This window comes from Bradyrhizobium sp. USDA 4504 (assembly GCF_054063995.1).
This window is the reverse complement of record NZ_JBSSGV010000001.1, coordinates 6,726,683-6,744,186: the sequence shown is the minus strand read 5'-3', so window position 1 is coordinate 6,744,186 and position 17,504 is coordinate 6,726,683. Positions and strand designations below refer to the sequence as shown.

The 17,504-nt window shown below is 65.5% G+C and carries 14 protein-coding genes; 4 read left to right on the top strand and 10 right to left on the bottom strand.

What is annotated here, in order from left to right; all coding sequences use genetic code 11:
* The first annotated feature begins 86 nt into the window (after positions 1-86).
* From ACVMB1_RS31670 to ACVMB1_RS31660, 3 genes are read left to right on the top strand one after another with little or no spacing between them, the layout of a single operon-like run.
* Positions 87-1,685, top strand: a complete 1,599-nt coding sequence (locus ACVMB1_RS31670; RefSeq protein WP_076834866.1) for an AMP-binding protein — start codon at positions 87-89, stop codon at positions 1,683-1,685.
* A complete protein-coding gene (locus ACVMB1_RS31665; RefSeq protein WP_141339960.1) occupies positions 1,685-3,313 on the top strand; it encodes an acyl-CoA carboxylase subunit beta in 1,629 nt (542 codons plus the stop codon). Before ACVMB1_RS31670 ends, ACVMB1_RS31665 begins: the two co-directional genes overlap by 1 nt.
* A complete protein-coding gene (locus ACVMB1_RS31660) occupies positions 3,310-5,289 on the top strand; it encodes an acetyl/propionyl/methylcrotonyl-CoA carboxylase subunit alpha (RefSeq protein ID WP_456849664.1) in 1,980 nt (659 codons plus the stop codon). Before ACVMB1_RS31665 ends, ACVMB1_RS31660 begins: the two co-directional genes overlap by 4 nt.
* Positions 5,290-5,418: 129 nt before the next feature.
* Here ACVMB1_RS31660 and ACVMB1_RS31655 read toward each other — a convergent pair whose 3' ends face one another.
* The 9 genes from ACVMB1_RS31655 to ACVMB1_RS31615 form a co-directional block, all read right to left on the bottom strand.
* Complete coding sequence (locus tag ACVMB1_RS31655; protein WP_076834869.1) at positions 5,419-6,414, bottom strand: ABC transporter ATP-binding protein; 996 nt, start codon at positions 6,412-6,414, stop codon at positions 5,419-5,421.
* Entirely contained in the window at positions 6,411-7,424 is a 1,014-nt protein-coding gene (locus tag ACVMB1_RS31650) for an ABC transporter ATP-binding protein (protein ID WP_076834870.1), read from the bottom strand. Before ACVMB1_RS31650 ends, ACVMB1_RS31655 begins: the two co-directional genes overlap by 4 nt.
* Positions 7,424-8,317 (bottom strand): ABC transporter permease, encoded by an 894-nt coding sequence (locus tag ACVMB1_RS31645; RefSeq protein ID WP_076834871.1) that lies wholly within the window; start codon positions 8,315-8,317, stop codon positions 7,424-7,426. Before ACVMB1_RS31645 ends, ACVMB1_RS31650 begins: the two co-directional genes overlap by 1 nt.
* 217 nt (positions 8,318-8,534) lie before the next feature.
* Positions 8,535-9,482, bottom strand: a complete 948-nt coding sequence (locus ACVMB1_RS31640; protein WP_057021208.1) for an ABC transporter permease — start codon at positions 9,480-9,482, stop codon at positions 8,535-8,537.
* Positions 9,483-9,573: 91 nt separating this feature from the next.
* On the bottom strand, positions 9,574-11,169 hold the full coding sequence (locus ACVMB1_RS31635; RefSeq protein WP_057021209.1) for an ABC transporter substrate-binding protein: 1,596 nt from the start codon (positions 11,167-11,169) through the stop codon (positions 9,574-9,576).
* A 415-nt stretch (positions 11,170-11,584) separates the two neighbouring features.
* Positions 11,585-12,472, bottom strand: a complete 888-nt coding sequence (locus tag ACVMB1_RS31630) for a TauD/TfdA dioxygenase family protein (RefSeq protein ID WP_076834872.1) — start codon at positions 12,470-12,472, stop codon at positions 11,585-11,587.
* 78 nt (positions 12,473-12,550) lie between these two features.
* Positions 12,551-13,249, bottom strand: a complete 699-nt coding sequence (locus ACVMB1_RS31625; protein WP_371852193.1) for a DUF2270 domain-containing protein — start codon at positions 13,247-13,249, stop codon at positions 12,551-12,553.
* A gap of 120 nt (positions 13,250-13,369) precedes the next feature.
* Positions 13,370-14,920 carry an AMP-binding protein gene (locus ACVMB1_RS31620; protein ID WP_076834874.1) on the bottom strand — a complete coding sequence of 517 codons (1,551 nt, stop codon included), beginning with the start codon at positions 14,918-14,920 and terminating at the stop codon, positions 13,370-13,372.
* Positions 14,921-15,007: 87 nt separating this feature from the next.
* Entirely contained in the window at positions 15,008-16,162 is a 1,155-nt protein-coding gene (locus ACVMB1_RS31615) for an iron-containing alcohol dehydrogenase (RefSeq protein ID WP_076834875.1), read from the bottom strand.
* Positions 16,163-16,666: 504 nt separating this feature from the next.
* On the opposite strand from ACVMB1_RS31615, the gene ACVMB1_RS31610 reads away from it, so the two are divergent.
* Positions 16,667-16,972, top strand: a complete 306-nt coding sequence (locus ACVMB1_RS31610) for a DUF6916 family protein (RefSeq protein WP_244559026.1) — start codon at positions 16,667-16,669, stop codon at positions 16,970-16,972.
* On the opposite strand, the gene ACVMB1_RS31605 is transcribed toward ACVMB1_RS31610, so the two are convergent.
* On the bottom strand, positions 16,954-17,502 hold the full coding sequence (locus tag ACVMB1_RS31605) for a GNAT family N-acetyltransferase (protein ID WP_244559027.1): 549 nt from the start codon (positions 17,500-17,502) through the stop codon (positions 16,954-16,956). The genes ACVMB1_RS31610 and ACVMB1_RS31605 overlap by 19 nt on opposite strands.
* Between the last annotated feature and the right edge of the window lie 2 nt (positions 17,503-17,504).

The window sequence follows — 17,504 nt, the reverse complement described above, 5'->3', positions numbered from 1 at the left end:
TGAACCCGGAATCTCGCGCCACACCTCTGGATTCCGGGTCTGCGCTTCGCGCATCCCGGAATGACGGAGCCCGGGAGGAGAAACGCATGCACAATCTCGCAGCAACCGGCGGCGTCACCGGGCCGGGTCGTATCGGCCGGGTCGCGATGGGCGACCTGTTGAAGCGCGCCGCGCGGCGGTTTCCGGATCGCATCGCGCTGACCGACGGCAGCAGGCAGGTCACCTTCACCGAACTCGAGCGCGACGCCAATCGCTTCGCCAATCATCTGGTGCAGCGCGGGCTGAAGCCGGGCGAGAAGATTTCGACCATCTGCAACAACTCTGTCGAATTCGTCAAAGCGCTGTTTGGCATTCACCGCGCCGGGCTGGTCTGGGTGCCCATCAACACCATGCTCGGACCGGCTGATATGGACTACATCCTCGGCCATGCCGAGGTGCGTTTCGCCATCATCGATGACGCCCTTCATGCCCAGGCCGACCGCCGCGCCGCGCTGGAAGCGCGCGGCATGGAGATGATCGCGATCGATCTGACCGGCAATGCCGGCAAGACCGGATTGCAGGAGTTCAACGGTCTGCTGGAGGGACAGTCCGATATTGAGCCTGACATCGAGATCAACGACCGCGACCTCGCGATGATCATCTATACGTCAGGCACGACCTCGCGGCCGAAGGGCGCGATGCATTGTCACCTCGCCGTTGTCATGGCCGTGATGAGCAATTGTATCGAGATGCAGCTCTCGCGCGATGACGGGATCACCGGACAGTTTCCGCTGTTCCACTGCGCCGGCCACGTGTTGCTGCTCAGCTATCTCTCGGTCGGCGGCCGCATGGCGCTGATGCGCGGCTTCGATCCGGTCGCGTGCATGGAGGCGATCGTGCGCGATAAGCTCACCGTGTTCGTCGGCCTGTCCTTGATGTATCAGGCGATCCTCGACCATCCGCGCCGCCGCGACTACGACCTGTCGGGTCTGCGCTGCTGCATCTACACCATGGCGCCGATGGGCAAACCGCTGCTCGAGCGCGCCATGGCCGATCTCTGTCCGAACTTCGTGCTATCCAGCGGCCAGACCGAGATGTATCCGGCGACGACGATGTCCCGCCCGGAGGTACAGCTCGACCGTTTCGGCAATTACTGGGGCGAATCGCTGATCGTCAATGAGACCGCGATCATGGACGACAACGGCAATCTGCTGCCGCGCGGCGAGATCGGCGAGCTCGTGCATCGCGGGCCCAACGTGATGATGGGCTACTACAAGGACCCCAAATCGACCGAGGAGGCGCGCAAGTCCGGTTGGCACCATACCGGCGATCTAGCCTTGATCGACGGCAATGGCGAGGTGCTGTTCCTCGACCGCAAGAAGGATATGATCAAGTCGGGCGGCGAGAACGTTGCCTCCGTCAAGATCGAGGAGACGTTGCTGGCGCACCCCGCCGTGCAGAACGCCGCCGTGGTCGGCCTGCCGCATCCGCAATGGGGCGAGGCGGTCTCCGCCTTCGTCAAGCTGAAACCCGGCGCGGAGGCTGACGAGGCCGGCATCGAGGCGCATTGCAGAAAGCACCTCGGCGGCTTCCAGGTGCCGAAGCTGGTGCGTATCCTCGAGGAGATGCCGATGACCGCGACCGGCAAGCTGCGCAAGGTCGAGCTGCGGCAGCAATACAGCGGACATTTTGTGGAGCGCGCCTAGTGGCCATCATCGAGAACACGATTTCCACCGGCAGCGCCGCCTTCCAGGGCAATCGCGACGGCATGCTGGCGCTGATCGCCCGGATGCGCGCCCTGGAGGAGCGGACGCGCGCAGCCTCCGCCGCGGCAAAGGACCGCTTCCACAAGCGCGGCCAGCTATTGCCACGCGAGCGCGTCGCGCTGGTGCTCGATCCCGGTTCGCCCTTCCTCGAACTGTCGACGCTCGCCGGTTACATGTTCGACGTAGCGGATGCGGACAAGAGCGTGCCCGGCGGCGGACTGGTCGCGGGCATCGGCTTCGTCTCCGGCATCCGCTGCATGGTCAGCGCCAATGATGCCGGCATCGACGCGGGCGCATTGCAGCCTTACGGCCTCGACAAGACGCTGCGGGTGCAGGAGCTCGCGCTGGAGAACAAGCTGCCCTATGTGCAGCTGGTCGAGAGCGCCGGCGCCAACCTGCTGCGCTACCGTGTCGAGGACTTCGTCCGTGGCGGCAACATCTTCCGCAACCTGGCGCGGCTGTCGGCGGCAGGGCTTCCCGTCGTTACCGTCACCCACGGCTCCTCGACCGCGGGCGGCGCCTACCAGACGGGCCTGTCCGACTACATCGTGATGGTGCGCGGCCGCACCCGCGCGTTCCTTGCCGGGCCGCCTCTGCTCAAGGCGGCCACCGGCGAGATCGCGACCGAAGAGGAGCTCGGCGGCGCCGAGATGCACACCCAGATCTCCGGTCTCGGCGATTATCTCGCCGAGGACGACCGCGACGCACTGCGCATCGCGCGCGACATCATGGCCAAGCTGCCTTGGGATCGTTCTTGGGATCGGCCGGCCGCCGAACCGGCCGCGTTCAAGCCGCCACGTTATGACGCCGAGGAACTGCTCGGCATCATGCCGATGGATCACAAGCGCCCCGTCGACATGCGCCAGGCGATTGCGCGCTTCATCGACGATTCCGACTTCGCCGAGTTCGGCGCCAATTACGGCCCGGCGACGGTCTGCGGCCACGCGCGCATCGAGGGCCAGGCGATCGGCATCATCACCAATAATGGCCCGCTCGACGTGCCCGGCGCCAACAAGGCGACGCATTTCATCCAGGCCTGCTGCCAGTCGCGCACACCGATCCTCTACATGAACAACACCACCGGCTACATGGTGGGCCGGGCCTATGAAGAGGCCGGCATGATCAAGCACGGCTCCAAGATGATCCAGGCGGTGACCTCGGCGACGGTGCCGCAGATCACGCTGTATTGCGGCGCCTCGTTCGGCGCCGGCAATTACGGCATGTGCGGCCGCGGCTTCCATCCGCGCTTCTGCTTCTCCTGGCCCAACGCCAAGACCGCCGTGATGGGCGGCGAGCAGGCCGCCGAAACCATGGCGATCGTGACTGAGGCCGCCGCCGCGCGGCGCGGCAAGCCGATCGAGAAGGAGAAGCTGGACGCGATGAAGGCGCAGATCACCGGGGTGTTCGACAGCCAGATGGACGTGTTCTCGACCAGCGCCCGGGTGCTCGACGACGGAGTGATCGATCCGCGCGACACGCGGACGGTGCTTGCCGAGGTGCTTACAATCTGCCGCGAGGCCGAGGCCCGCAGCCCGCAGCGCATGCAGTTCTCGGTGGCGCGGCCATGAGCGGGGCAATCGTGAAGCGGACGCCGTTCTTCAAGATCCTGATCGCCAACCGCGGCGAGATCGCGCTGCGCATCATGCGATCGGCACGGCGGCTCGGCCATGGCGTCGTCGCGGTCTATTCGGACGCCGACCGTGACGCGCTGCATGTGCGCGAGGCCGACCAGGCGGTGCGGATCGGCGAGGCGCTGCCGGCGCAATCCTATCTGAAGATCGACGCGATCATCGCCGCGGCCAAGGCGAGCGGCGCCGGCGCGGTGCATCCCGGCTATGGCTTCCTCGCCGAGAACGAGGATTTCGCGCGGGCCTGCCGCGATGCGGGTCTGGTGTTCATCGGTCCGTCGCCGGAGGCGATCCTTGCGATGGGCAACAAGGCCGGCGCCAAGGAGATCATGCAGCGGGCCGGCGTGCCCTGCGTGCCCGGCTATCAGGGGGCCGACCAGAGCGATGCCGTGATGCTGGCGGAAGCCAGGGCCATTGGTTTTCCGGTCATGATCAAGGCGGTCGCCGGCGGCGGCGGCCGAGGCATGCGGCTGGTCGAGGACGCGGCGGCATTTCCCGACGCGCTGCGCAGCGCGCGATCGGAGGCGCAGGGTGCGTTCGGCGATCCGACCGTCATTCTGGAGCGCGCGATCGTCAATCCCCGCCACATCGAGATCCAGGTGTTCGGCGACCGCCATGGCAACGCCATCCATCTCGGCGAGCGCGATTGCTCGGTGCAGCGGCGGCACCAGAAGCTGGTCGAGGAGGCGCCGTCGCCGGCGGTGACGTCGGAGCTGCGCGCGCGGATGGGCGCGGTCGCGGTGCAGGCGGTCAAGGCGATCGGCTACGAGGGCGCCGGCACGCTGGAATTTTTGCTCGATCGCGCCGGCAATTTCTACTTCATGGAGATGAACACGCGGCTGCAGGTCGAACATCCCGTCACCGAGGCGATCACCGGGCTCGATCTGGTCGAATTGCAGCTGCGCGTCGCCAGTGGCGCGCCGCTCGGCTTGACCCAGGAGGACGTCAAGTTCTCCGGCCATGCCATCGAGGTGCGGCTCTGCTCGGAGGATGCTGCGCACGATTTCATGCCGCAGTCCGGTACGATGGCGCGGTGGCAGATGCCCGACGGTATCCGCGTCGAGCACGCGCTGCAGTCCGGCTCGGAGATTCCGCCGTTCTATGATTCGATGATCGCCAAGGTTATCAGCCATGGCACGACCCGCGAGGAGGCGCGCGGCAAGCTGATCTGTGCCCTGGAGCAGGTCACGGCCTTCGGCGTCACCACCAACCAGGGCTTCCTGATCGACTGCCTGCGCTACCCTGTCTTTGCTAGAGGCGAGGCGACCACGGCCTTCATCGGCGACAACCGCGACGCGCTGTTGGCGCCGCGGCCGGATCGCGGCAGCGACCTCGCGCTTGCGGCGCTGCTGCTCTACGTCACCAATCCGCACGCCCCGCCATGGCGGCGCGGCCGGTCGCTCGCAGCGACATTCCCGCTCGGCCTGCGGATTGATCTCGGCCACGGCGTGCAGGAGATCGAGATTGTCCGCGAGCGCGACGGCAGCTACATCGCGACCCGCAACGGCGATCGCTTCAGCTTCGTGATCGACGAGCTCAGCCGGGACAGCATCCGCTTCCACCACGATGGGGTGATGGAGCATGCCCAATTCCTGCGCGATGGCGACCGGCTCTATATCCTGCATCGCGGCGTCACGCTGTCGGTGCGCGATCTCACCCTCGCGCCGCCGGAAAGCGCGACGGCGGCCGGCAGTGACGGCAAGGTCCGCGTCGCCATGAACGGCCGGGTCGTCGCGGTGCTGGTGAAGCCGGGCGACAAGGTCGCGGCCGGCCAGCCGGTGATGACGCTGGAAGCGATGAAGATGGAGCACGTCCACACCGCCGGCGTCGCGGGCACGGTATCGTCGATCGATGTCGCCGAGGGGGAGCAGGTGACGACGGGGAAGATCGTGGTGGAGATCGAGGCGGCGGCATAAAGACTGTCGTCCCGGCGAAGGCCGGGACCCATAACCACCGCTGTATGTTGTTGGAGCAAGCTGTGGCCCCAGTTTGGCAAATCAACGGGCATTCGGGGTAATGGGTCCCGGCCTTCGCCGGGACGACATTTATGAGGCCGCTTGCCCGGTCCCGTCATTCAGCCAGCAGGCGACCTGATGCGCCGGGCCGGCCGCCTCCAGCGCCGGGCGTTCGCTCTTGCAGCGATCCATCGCGTAACGGCAGCGGGTGTGGAAGGCGCAGCCTGAAGGTGGATTGATCGGGCTCGGGACATCGCCGTCGATCAGGGGCGCGGTGCGTTTCGCCTTCGGGTCGGCGATCGGCACCGAGGCGAGCAGCGCCTGGGTGTAGGGATGGCGTGGATTGGCGAACAGCTCGTGCTTGTCGGCGATCTCGACGATGCGGCCGAGATACATCACCGCGACGCGGTGGCTGATATGGGCGACGACCGCCAGATCATGCGCGATGAACAGGTATGAGAAATTCTGCTTGCGCTGCAGGTCGATCAGCAGATTGATCACCTGCGCCTGGATCGAGACGTCGAGCGCGGACACCGGCTCGTCGCAGACGATCAGACGCGGCCCGAGCGACAGCGCACGCGCGATGCAGATGCGCTGGCGCTGGCCGCCGGAGAACTGGTGCGGAAAATTCTTCATCTGGTCGGGCCGCAGGCCGACCTGCTGGAACAGTTCCGCGACGCGCTCCTGCTTCTTCGCCCCGGTCGCGAGGCCATGCACAATGAGGGGCTCGCCGACGATGTCGCCGGCCGTCATGCGCGGGTTGAGCGAGGCGAACGGATCCTGGAACACGATCTGCATCGAGCGCCGGTACGGCCGCAGCGCCGTCTTGCTGAGCGGCGCGATGTCCTCGCCATCCAGCTTGATGGCGCCGCTGGTCGGCTCGACCAGCCGCAGCACCGTGCGCGCCACCGTCGACTTGCCGCAGCCGGATTCGCCGACCAGGCCGAGCGTCTCGCCGGCGCCGAGCGCGAAGCTAACGCCGTCGACCGCATGCACGGTGCCGACCTGCCGGCGCAGCACACCGCCGCGCACCGCGTAGTGCTTGACGAGGTCGGTCACCTCGAGTAGCGGGCGCTGTTCGGTCATGACGCCTCCGCCATCTCGCCGGCGCGCCAGCACGCGGCCCAGTGATTGCTCTTGATCTCGTCGAGCGGCGGATATTCCTGACGGCAGCGGTCGACCGCCAGCTTGCAGCGCGGCGCGAAGGCGCAGCCGGGCGGCAGCTTGGTCAGCGACGGCACCATGCCGGGGATTTCGGTCAGCCGCGCATCGGTCTTCGCGCCGAGCGCGATCACCGCCGGCATCGAGGCCATCAGTCCGCGGGTGTAGGGGTGCAGCGGCGTCTCGAACAAAGCTTCGACCGTCGCCTCCTCGACCTTCTTGCCGGCATACATCACGATCACGCGCTGCGCGGTTTGCGCGACGACGCCGAGGTCGTGGGTGATCAGGATCAGCCCGGTGCCGAGCCGCTTTTGCAGATCGACAATCAGCGCCAGGATCTGCGCCTGGATGGTGACGTCGAGCGCCGTGGTCGGTTCGTCCGCGATCAGGAGCGCCGGCCGGCACGCCAGCGCCATCGCAATCATCGCGCGCTGGCGCATGCCGCCGGACAGCTGATGCGGATATTCCTGCGCGCGGCGCTCCGGCTCTGGAATCCGCACCAGCCGCAGCATGTCGACCGCCTGCTTCCAGGCCTCCTTGCTGCTGACCTTCTGGTGCAGCCGCACCGCCTCAATGATCTGGTCGCCGATCCGCATCACCGGATTGAGCGAGGTCATCGGCTCCTGGAAGATCATCGAGATGCGGTTGCCCCTGATGTCGCGCATCGCGGCATCGTCGAGCTTCAGCAGATCGGTGCCCTCGAGCGTCACCGAGCCGCCGACGATGCGGCCGGGCGGATCGGGCACCAGCCGCATGATCGACAGCGCGCTGACGCTCTTGCCGCAGCCGGACTCGCCGACGATCGCCAGCGTCTCGCCGCGGCGGACCGAGAACGAGACGTCGTCGACCGCGCGGAACAGGCCGGAGTTGGTGAAGAACACCGTTTGCAGGTTCTTCACGTCGAGAATCGTATCGAGCGTCTTGGCCTCGCTCATCAGCCGCGCTGCCTCGGATCGAGAATGTCGCGCAACGCGTCGCCGAACAGATTGGTGCCGAACACCGCAAGGCTGATCGCAATGCCGGGGAAGATCACCAGCCACGGCGCGGTGCGGACATATTCGGCGGCGGATTCGGACAGCATGCGACCCCAGGACGGATAAGGCTCGGGGATGCCGAGGCCAAGGAACGACAGCGACGCTTCGGTCAGGATGGTTGAGCCGAGTTGCGCGGTGGCGAGCACGATCAGCGGCGCGATGGTGTTGGGCAGCACGTGGCGCAGCGCGATCCGCATCTCGCTCATGCCGATCGATTTGGCGGCCTCGACGAACGGCTGCTCGCGCAGCGCCAGCGTGTTGGCGCGGATCACGCGCGCGACCGTCGGGATCAGGGGAATTGCGATCGCCAGGATCACGTTCGGCAGCGAGGGACCGAGCGCCGCGGTCATGACGAGTGCGAGCACCAAGAGCGGCAGCGACTGCAGGATGTCGGTCACCCGCTGGAACACGAGGTCAACCCAGCCGGAGAGATAGCCGGAGGCAAGGCCGACGATCACGCCGAGCGTGGCGCCGAGCGTCGTCGAGCCGATGCCGACCGCAAGCGAGATCCGGGCGCCATGGATGATGCGGCTCCAGACGTCGCGGCCGAAGGAGTCAGTGCCGAACCAGTGCAGCGCGGACGGCGCAGCCAGCCGGTGCGCGGAATCGACGCTGAGCGGATCGTAGCGGCTGATGACGTTCGCGAAGATCGCGGTCAGCACGAACAGCAGCATGATGACGAGGCCGATCGTGCCGAGCACATGGCGCTGCGCGAGGAACGCAAACCGTCCCCAGCCACCGGTGGCGTTGGCCCCGGCACGTCGCAATTCGCTGTCGAAATTGATCGTCGCCACGTGTCAGCTTCTTCGCCTGATGATTGCAGAACGGTCTTCTCCCTCTCCCCGCTTGCGGGGAGAGGGTTGGGGTGAGGGGGGCTCTCCGCAAGCGCGGTGGGCGTTGGATTCGCGGTGAGCCCCCCTCACCCGGATCGCATCTGCGATGCGATCCGACCTCTCCCCGCAAGCGGGGCGAGGTAAGAGTTGGACTCGGCCTTCGACCAATCCTGTCATGTCACTCTCCAAACCGGATACGTGGGTCGATTGCCGCATAAAGCATGTCGACGATGAAGTTCACCACCACCACGACGACGGCGATGAACATCACGAGGTTCTGCACGATCGGGTAGTCGCGCCAGCGCAGCGCCTCGACCAGGAAGCGGGCGATGCCAGGGATGTTGAACACGGTCTCGGTGACAATCAGGCCGCCGATCAGGAACGCGGCCTCGATGCCGATCACGGTGATGACCGGCAGCACCGCGTTCTTCAGCGCGTGGTGATAGTTCACGGAGGCCTCGGAGGCGCCCTTGGCGCGCGCGGTGCGGATATAGTCCTGGCGCAGGATCTCCAGCATCGAGGAGCGGGTGATGCGCATGGTGAGTGCCGCGCTGCGGAAGCCCACCGCCATCGCCGGCACCGCATAGATGGTCAGCGCCTCGAGCCAGGTTTTCGGGTTCGGATTGAAGATCGGCATGGTGCCGAACAGCGAGACCGAGGCCATCAAGACCAAGAGGCCGAGCCAGAAAGACGGCAGCGACAGGCCGCTGAGGCTGACGACGCGCAGCGCATAATCGAGCCGTGAGCCCTGGTGGACGGCGCTGATGACACCGAGCGGAATACCGATCGAGGCGGAGAACAATAGCGCCAACCCGGCGAGCCGCGCCGTGATCGGAATCCGCGGCAGGATTTCCTCCAGCGCCGGCTTTTCCGAAACGTAGGAATAGCCGAGATCGCCGTGCAGCAGGCCGCCGATCCAGTGCAGATACTGGATCACGATCGGCTGGCTCAACCCGAGCTCGCGCTCGAGATTGGCCTTGTCGGCGGGGTCGACGAAGCCCGCGGCGTCGAACAGGATGTCGACGATGTTGCCGGGAACGACGCGCAGCAGCACGAAGATGATGACCGAGATCCCGAACAGGGTCACCAGCATCAGGAACAGCCGCCGCACGATATAGGCAAACACCCTGGCTCTCTCCTTGATCCCGCCTGTGTCTTGTCTTCCGACGCGCTTTCTTTGCGCGAACCGGTATCCACTTCGCCCGAAAACGCTACGCCTACTTGTCCAGCCAGACGTCTTCGTAACGATAGCCGTTATAGGAGCTGTTGGACATGATCGTGACATTCTTCACGTAAGGCTGCCAGCAAGTGCCGGTGCGGGCATGGAAGATGATCGGACGCGCGACGTCTTCCTGCAGCTTCTTGTCGATCTCCCAGACCAGCTTCTTGCGCTTGTCGACGTTGGTCTCTTCCGACTGCTGGTCGAACAGCTTCTCGATCTCCTTGTTGCAGTAGTTGGTGTAGTTCCGCTCCGAGCCGCAGGCGTAGTTCTCGTAGAACGACTGGTCGGGCTCGTCGACGGCATTGCCGGTGAGGTTGAGACCGAGCGAATAGTCCTTGCGGGCGATCTTCGGGAACCATTGCGCGGTGTCGACGACGTCGAGCTCGGCGTCGATGTAGATGCTCTTGATCTGGTCGATCAGGATGATCGCGGGATCGCGATAGACCGCGATGTTGCGGGTCGAGACCTTGATCTGCAGGTGCTTGTCCGGGCCATAGCCCGCCTTCTGCATCAGCTTGCGGGCTTCCTCGCGGTTCTTCTCGATGTCGGGACCGTAGCCGGGGATCTGCTCCAGCATGTCCTTCGGCATCGCCCACAGCCCGTCCGGCGCCGGCTCCATGGTACCGCCGATGTCGCCCTGGCCTTCGAACATGATCTGGATGAACGCCTTGCGGTCGAGCGCCAGCGCCAGCGCGCGGCGGATGTCGAGATTGTCGAACGGCGGCGCGGTCGAATTGATGATGATGTTGGTGGAGACGTTGTTCGGTTCCACCATGCAGACCGCATTGGCCGCCTGCGACTTGACGTCCTTGAGCAGCGGGATCGAGACCTCGGTCGGGAACGTCATGTCGAACTTGCCGGAGACGAAGCCGAGGATTGCGGTCGAGCGGTTCGGGATGATGGTGAACTCGATACCGTCAAGATAAGGTAGGCCCTTCTTGAAGTAATCCGGGTTCTTGGTGAGCTTGATCGATTCGTTGGCCTTGAACTCGACGAACTTGAACGGGCCGGTGCCGACCGGCTTGGTGCGCATCTCGGCCGGCGACACATGGCAGGGATAGACCGGCGAGTAGCCCGAGGCGAGCAGCGACAGCAGCGCCGGCTGCGGCCGCTTCAGCTTGAACGACGCCTCATGGTCGCCGTTGGTCGTGACCTCTTCGACTTGCTCGTACCAGGACTTGCGCGGGTTCTGCCGGAACTTCTGCTGCGACTTGCCCATCAGCATGTCGAAGGTGCATTTGACGTCGGCCGCGGTGAACGGCTTGCCGTCGTGCCATTTCACGTCCTTGCGCAGCTTGAAGGTCAGCGTCTTGTTGTCGCCGCTCCAGGCCCAGCTTTCCGCAAGCTCGGGCCGGATCGTGCTGGTGCTGTTCTGGGCGATGTGCTGGTCGAAGATGACGAGATTGTTGAAGATCGGCATGAACGGAACGTTCAGCGAATAGGTCGCGCCCTCGTGGATCGAGGCGCTGCCGGGGCTGTCGCGGTGATAGATCCTGAAGATGCCGCCCGGTTTCGGCTCGGCTGCGCGTGAAACGTCGCTGATGATCAGCACAGACAACACCGCGACGGCCAGCGCTTGCACGCTCCGCATGGTCCCCTCCCACATTTCGGTCTCAATGGCCGATTGGCATCGACGATACCACGGTGAGGCTGTCGGGCAACCAGCGAGGATCGCGCGGGGATTGGCAATTCGGATGACCCCACAACATTAAAATTTCCACGGATCGGGAATAATGGCTGTGATTGCGGGGAACCTGCGTCGTTTTGCTATGCAGCGGCGAAACTCCGTTTGAATTCGGTTGCCGATGCCGATGTGTGCGGCGTGAAGCGGGCTGCAATCAGCGACAGTATGTCGCCGATGTAAGCCGCGCACTGCACACGCTCTCCGTCATCCTGAGGAGCGCGAAGCGCGTCTCCAAGGATCGACGGCCCAGCTGGTGGCCGTGCATCCTTCGAGGCTCGCTCCGCTCGCACCTCAGGATGACGGGGAAACATTCGCATTCACCTCACTCCGCCGCCTGCGGCGAAGGCAGGTGCATGTTGGCGACGCCATCGGCCTCGGTCGCCGAGATCGTGGTGCGAATCATCAGGCGGCCCTCATGCGCCGGCCAGGGGCGGCCGCGATGCATGGTGGCGCGGTTGTCCCACATCACGACGTCGCCCTGCTTCCATTGATGCAGATAGCTGACGCCGGGCGCGGTCGCGGCTTCGGTCAATTGCTCGATCAGCGCCCTGCCGGCCTCGGTATCCATGCCCTCGACGCCATAGGCATGGGAGGCAAGATACAGCGCGCCGCGGCCGTTGACGGGATTGCGCCAGACCATCCGCCAGCATACCGGCGGCAGCGCGTCGACTTCTTCAGTCGTTGCGAGGCCGGTGGCCACCTTGCTGCGCGAATGCGCGTAGGAGTGCCAGGCGAACGCGTTCTCCAGCCGACTTGCCGCGTCCTTGTCGAGCCGCTCGAAGGCAAGCCGCATCGAGACGAATTCGGTCTCGCCGCCATGTTCAGGAATGATGCGCGCCGACAGGATCGAGGTCAGCGCCGGCACCTGCTTGAAGGAAGAGTCGGTGTGCCAGAGCTGGTTGGCCCTGGCGCGCAGCTGCTGCCGGTGATCGGATGGAACCACCTTGCCGTCGGGCCCGAAGGTCGAGAGGATCACGAAATGCGAACCGGTGCCCATCGAACCGACCTTGGTCACCTCGGGCGGACCGAACCGGCGCGAGAAGGCGAGCTGGGTGTCGTTGCTGACCTCCTGGCGGCGGAACACCAGCACCGAATGTTCCTCGAACGCCGCGCGCACCGCCGCATAGGCGGCATCGCTGGCGGCAACGTCTGACAGCGTGACGCCGCGCAGCTCGGCACCGAATCCCGGACGCAGTGGGATCACTTCCATCGCAAGTCCTCCCTTTTCTTTGTTGTTGCGGCGAGGTTAGGGGAAAAGCCCGCGATCGGCAACGCGGCCCGCGGCGCCTCAGCCCATTGCGATCAGATTGTGCCGCGTGCGCCGGTCCGCGACCTCGATGCGATGTGTGACGAAGGCGAACAGCGCCCAGCTGGAATGGAAGGCGACACCGGCCAGAATCACGATGGTTCCGGGAATCGGACCGATCGAAGCGCGGTCCAAGATCGCGCTCATCGTGGTCAGCGGCAGCGGGTGGATCGCCAGCTTGCCGTAATAGGCGATGGCCTGGATCGCGAAGATCCAGCCATAAGTCCGTCGCAGGCGCCGGCCGATCGCTCTGACATAGCTGATGTGATAGCTGGGGCGGCGGTAGTCGTTGGCGAGCAGGTCGGTCCAGGCTGCGTTCGGTGTGGGGCCCTCGCCGCGGATCATCGGCGCGTAGAAGTCGGTTTCGAGCAACCGCGCCCGGGCGCGCCAGACGTTGAAATAGCGATAGCGCCGCGCCTCGAATAGCAGGAACACGGTTACCAGCAGTCCGACCAGGACCATCGGCAAGGGCGAAGCCTCTGCGCTGCTATAGGTCGCCGACAGCGCGATCCCGGTCGTGACCACCGCCCAGTTGGTCGAGCTGTCGAGACGGGTGCGCCAGACCGTGCTGCGATAGACCTCGCCACGATAGAGATGGGCGAGTGCACCGATCTCGGCGGCAGTGAATTCGAGCCTTCCGGCCTGCACCGGCTCCGGCTCGCGCGGCTGGGGCAATGGCATGGCGGCCTCCGGCGAAGCTGGCTTACGATCCCGGAGCATAGCGCGAAATCCGCGCGACCGGCGAGTCCGTTGCGTCCGTCGGCTTGGTTGGCAGCATCAGTCCGGATGCCGCACCGCCGCTCACACGATCCGCGAGGTCTTGTTGCCCCAATAGCGGTCACGCAGCAGGCGCTTGTAGAGTTTGCCGGTCGGCAGCCGCGGCAGCTCGGCTTCGAAATCCACCGAGCGCGGCACCTTCTGGCGCGACAGCGAGCCGGCGCAGAATGCGATCAGTTCCTCGGCAAGCTCCGGCCCCGGCGCGATGCCGTCGACCGGCTGCACCACCGCCTTCACTTCCTCGCCGAGATCGACATTGGGCACGCCGAACACCGCGGCGTCGGCGACCTTGGGATGGGTGATCAGGAGGTTCTCGCATTCCTGCGGATAGATGTTCACGCCGCCGGAGATGATCATGAAGGTGGCGCGGTCGGTGAGATAGAGGAAGTTCTCGTCGTCGACATAGCCGACGTCGCCGACCGTGCTCATGCTGCCGTCGGCCGAGCGCGCCTCGCCGGTCTTGGCGGGGTCGTTGAAATATTCGAATGGCGTGGCGGTCTTGAACCACACGGTGCCCGGCGTTCCCTTGGGGCAAGGCTGCATGTTCTCGTCGAGGATATACAGATCGCCGAGCAGGACCCTGCCGACGGTGCCGCGATGCGCGAGCCACTCCTCGCTGTTGCAGGCGGTGAAGCCGAGCCCCTCGGTCGCGCCGTAATATTCGTGGATGATGGGGCCCCACCATTTGATCATGTCGTCCTTGACCAGCGCCGGGCAGGGCGCGGCGGCATGGATCGCGATCTCGAGGGTCGACAGATCGTAGCGGGCGCGAACCTCCTCGGGCAGTTTCAGCAGGCGCGAGAACATGGTCGGCACCAGCTGGCTGTGGGTGATGCCCCATTGCTCGACCAGCTGCAGATAGCGCTCCGGGTCGAAGCTCTCCATAATGACGACCGTGCCGCCCATCCGGATGGTGAGATTGACCGCGGCCTGCGGCGCCGAGTGGTAGAGCGGCGCCGGCGAGAGGTAGACCATGCCCTCGCGGTAGTGCCAGAGCTTGGTCAGGAAATCGAACAGCGGCAGGTTCTGCGATGGCGGCTGCTCCGGCAGCGGCCGCACGATGCCCTTGGGCCGGCCGGTCGTGCCGGAGGAATACAGCATCGCGGTGCCGGCAAATTCGTCCGCGATCGGCGTTGACGGCAGGCCTGCGGTGGCCTCTCGCAGTCCGACAATGCGATCGCTCTCGCTTTCGCCGTCGACCACGATGCAGAGCTCGACCCGCAGGCACTCCTTCAGCGCCTCGCGCGCGATGTCGAGCTTCAGCTTCGAGGTGATCAGGATCCGCGACTGGCTGTTGGTCAGGATGTAGGCGAGTTCGCCCGCGGTGAGGTAGGAGTTGACGCAGGTGAAGTAGAGCCCGGCGCGCTCGCCGGCGCCGCAGGCCTCGAGGTAGCGGTTGTTGTTCTCCATGAAGATCGAATAATGATCGAGCCGACGCAGCCCCTGCTTGCGGAACAGATGCGCGAGCCGGTTGGAGCGCGCCTCGAGCTCACGATAGGTGACGGTCTCGCCGGTCCCGGCCATGATGAAGGCGGGTTGCAGCGGGCGCAGGTAAGCATGCTTGCCGGTATACATCGAACTCCAGATCCCCCTTGATCGTGCTTGTTCTTGTTTGACGCGTTTTCTTCACGCGAACCGGTACCCACTTCGCTCGAAAGCGCTCTATGCAGCCATCTCCAGAATCTCGCGAACCTGGGATGGATCGTCGATCTTGCGCGGATTGCGCGGCACCCAGGGCGTTCGCATCGCTTGCTTTGCGATGCGGTCGAAATGCTCGGGGCCGACGTGGACCTCCTGCAGGCTGCGCGGCATGCCGAGGTCGCGGATGAAGAGGTCGAGCACGTCGCCGGCGTCCGCGCCCGCATGTCCCATTGCGGCCGCGACCAGCGCGTGCCGGTCGGCATTGTCGCGCTTGTTCCAGCGCATCACCGCGGGCAGCATCACGCACGAGGTATAGCCGTGCGGCACGTCGAATTCGGCGCCGAGCACGTAGCCGATGCCGTGGCTCGCGCCCATCGGCACACCCGAGGCGAGCGGGCCGGTGGAGAGCCAGGTGCCGATCTGGCAATCCATTCGCGCCGAAATATCCTTCGGGTCGGCTTTCACCCGCGGCAGGCCGGCTGCCAGCATCTCCAGTCCCTTCAGCGCCTGCGCGTCGCCGTAAGGATGCGCCTCGCGCGAGCAGATGCCCTCGACGCAATGGTCGACGGCGCGGATGCCGGTCGACAGGAACAGCCATTCCGGCGTGTGCACCGACAGTTCCGGATCGAGGATGGTGGCGCGCGGCATCACCAGCGGATGGCGCAGCATCTCCTTCTGCCGCTTGGCCTCGTTGGTGACGCCGGCGATCGACGAGAACTCGCCGCCGGCGATGGTGGTCGGCACGCTGATCTGGCGCACGGTCGGTGGGTTCATCGCGGGCGAGACGCCGCCATGGGTGCGGATCGTCTCGATGCCGTCGGACGTCGTGACGTTGTTGGCGAGGCAAAGCTGCACCGCCTTGGCGCCGTCGGTGATCGAGCCGCCGCCGATCGTGACGATCAAATCCGCTTTCGCGCCGCGCGCCTGCTCCGCCGCCGCGATCACCGCGGCGCGCGGCGTATGCGCCGGCATCTTGTCGAAGGTGCCGACGCAGCGGCGCCCAAGCGCCGCGCGAACCTTCTCGATCTCGTCGGTCTCGCGGTTCAGCGTGCCCGACACCATCAGAAAGGCGCGCTCGGCGCCAATCCGGTCCAGCTGCTCGACGATGGCCTCACGCGCGGGCCGCCCGAACACGACCTCGTCCATGGCACCGAATACGACACGGCCTTGATGCAAGCGCCTGTCCTCCCTCAACACGGTCCGCCTTGCTGGCGGACCTTTGCGGCGAGGTTAGCGGAGGAAATCGGGGCCGTCATCAGGGCTCTGGGCCGGTGGTTTGATACGGTCGCGCCGCCCATTCCGCTGTCGTCCCTGCGAAAGCAGGGACCCATAACCACAGGGTTGCGTTGTTGAAGTGAGCTGTGGCCCGAGCGCTGGCTAAACAATTGGCATCGGTGGTTATGGGTCCCGGGTCGCGCGGAGCCTGTCATCGGGCGGCGCTTCGCGCCGACCCGTTGGCTTGCCCGGGACGACATCGAATATGTAGCGCTCGCGTGAGTCATACATCCGCATCCTCGCGGCGCGCTGCATCCGAGTCTTGCGTTTACTTGCCTCCCCCTGGAAGCAGAGGGCGCCCCGGAATGACGGTGAAAGCTTCAGGTCGAAATCGGATGACCGGCAGAAATCTTGACGGCAACATCGCCGCGTGTGTTACACCTCGAAAGCAACAGGGACGTGCGCATGACATCGACCGTCGATCTCGCGAAACTGCATATTGACGACTTCACGCCGCATCAGGATGCGGAGTTCGCGATGCAGGCGGAGAGGGATTGCGTCGTGCCGCTGAAGCTCGCCAAGGTCGAGCCCGCGGGCAACAGCGGCCGGCCGGGCGGCGCGTTCTCGCTGCTGTTCGCGGGCCCGAAGGGCGCGTGGCTGCCGCAGGCGATCTATCCGGTGCGGCATCCGGCATTGGGCGTGATCGAGATGTTCCTGGTGCCGATCGGTCCGGTCGCGGACGGCAATGGTTATCAAGCGATCTTCACCTGACGCTCTGCCGCCCGCCAGCGCATCAGGTCGTAAACGCCCTTGTCTTCCTCGGTGATGAAGCCGAGCCGCCGGTAGAGCCGCATCGCCGGGTTGAGCTTCTCGACGTGGATCGAGACGTCCTTGCCGGCGGCCTTCGCCTCGTCGATCGCGTCGCGCAGCAACGCTTCGCCGTAGCCCCTGCCGCGATGCTCGGGCAGGAAGGCGATGTCGATGATGCGGTGCTGGCTCGGCCAGCGTTCGAGATAGAACCGGCCGACGTCTTCACCCTGGCGCGCGATCACCAGCCAATCGGCGTTCGGATAGTGCTGCTGGTAGTGCGCGTGCTGGGCGCGGAATTGCTGCTCGAGAAAGGCAGCCTTGTCGGCCTCGCTCCACGGCACCGGCGCAAGTTCCTCGGCGCGCGTCGAGGCATAGAGGCGGCCGAGGAACGGCAGGTCCGCCTCCGACAGGCGGCGAAAGCCGCAACCGACTTCGGCCGCGCGCGCCCAGCCGAAGGCGGACGTGATGGTGCCTGGCGCGTCGAGAGCCAAAA